At 64.4% G+C, this 1489-nt stretch carries 2 protein-coding genes; both read right to left on the bottom strand.

Annotated features, from left to right (window positions below; genetic code table 11):
• Positions 1-698: CBS domain-containing protein (locus EN969_RS30790; protein WP_127419720.1), on the bottom strand; the 698-nt coding region annotated here is incomplete at its 3' end.
• The coding region (locus EN969_RS30785; protein ID WP_127419719.1) for a 3-dehydroquinate synthase at positions 695-1489 on the bottom strand (795 nt) is incomplete at its 5' end. The genes EN969_RS30790 and EN969_RS30785, both read right to left, overlap by 4 nt.

The following is a 1489-nucleotide window of genomic DNA, read 5'->3' as shown; positions in this document are numbered from 1 at the left end:
CGGATCGGCACCGTACCGTCGACGACCACGGAGCCGTCGGCCTCCTGCTTGACGCCCTGTATGTCGACATCGTGCTCGTCGGCGATCTCGCCGACGATCTCCTCGATAATGTCCTCCAGCGTCACCAGCCCTTCGACCTCGCCATATTCGTCGACGACGACGGCGAAATGCGCCTTGCGGCGAAGGAAGGCGTTGAGCTGTTCCTGCAAGGTCGTGGTGTCGGGCACGAACCAGGGTTTCGAAGCGATCTTCATGACGTCGATCCTGGAGAAATCGTTGCCGACTTCGTTCAAGGCGCGCAGCAGATCCTTTGCATGCAGCACGCCGACGATGTTGTCGAGCGAGCCTTTCCACAGCGGCATGCGGGTGTGCGGGCTTTGCAAAATCTCGCGCACCACCGCTTCCGGCGCATTGTCGGCATTGACCGAGCGCATGTTGGTGCGGTGGACCATGATGTCGGAGACTTCGAGCTCGGCGAGATCGAACAGGCCGCCGACGCGGTCGCGATCCTCGCGCACCACCTGGCCGTCGCGGCGGAAATCGTCGACCGCGCCGCGCAATTCGTCCTGGCTGGAGCGCTGCGGCTCGATGCGTGAAAGCTCGTACCCGAATATGGCAAGCAGGCGCGTGCGCACGGCAACGAGCAGCACGATGAGGATGGCAAGGACGGCGACAACGATCCAGCCGGGCTCGTTCATCTCCGGTCGCTTTCCTTTGGGTGGTTCTCCCTCAGAAACGACAGCACTTCCGATGCCGGAACATCCTTGGCAATGAAAGCCTGGCCGACGCCGCGCGTCAGGATGAAGGTCAGCGCGCCGCGCGACACCTTCTTGTCCTGGGTGATAAAGGCAAGCAGCGCCTCGGCGTCAGGCAGATCGCCCGGGATGTCGGCTATTCGCCAGGGCAGGCCGACGGCGCGCAGATGCGCCTCGACGCGCGCGGCATCGTCGGGGCTGGCCAGATTGAGCCGCGACGAGAACCGGTAGGCCAGCGCCATGCCGATGGCGACCCCTTCGCCATGGACGAGGCGGCTTCCGTCATATTGGGTGGCGGCTTCCAGCGCGTGGCCGAATGTGTGGCCGAGATTGAGCAGCGCGCGGTCGCCGGTCTCGAACTCGTCACGCGCAACCACGTCGGCCTTGGCGCGGCAGGCTTCGGCAATCGCCTGCGCCCTCTCCGGCCCGCCGGCAAAAACCTGGACCCAATTCTTTTCCAGCCAGGCGAAAAATTCCGGCCGGTCGATGAGCCCGTATTTGGCGAGCTCGGCATAGCCGGCGCGGAATTCCCGGATCGGCAGCGTGTCGAGCACCCCTGTGTCGGCCAACACCAGTTTCGGCTGATGGAAGACGCCGACAAGGTTCTTGCCGCGTGGGCTGTTGATGCCGGTCTTGCCGCCGACCGAGGAATCGACCTGCGCCAGCAGCGAGGTCGGAATCTGCACGAAATTCATGCCGCGCCACACGATGCCGGCGGCAAAGCCGGCAAGGTC

The sequence above is a fragment of the Mesorhizobium sp. M7A.F.Ca.CA.003.01.2.1 genome, from assembly GCF_003998945.1.
In the GTDB taxonomy this organism is placed as follows: Bacteria; Pseudomonadota; Alphaproteobacteria; order Rhizobiales; family Rhizobiaceae; genus Mesorhizobium; species Mesorhizobium ciceri.
The sequence above is the reverse complement of the archived record's forward strand: the minus strand, read 5'-3'. Positions and strand labels throughout refer to the sequence as shown.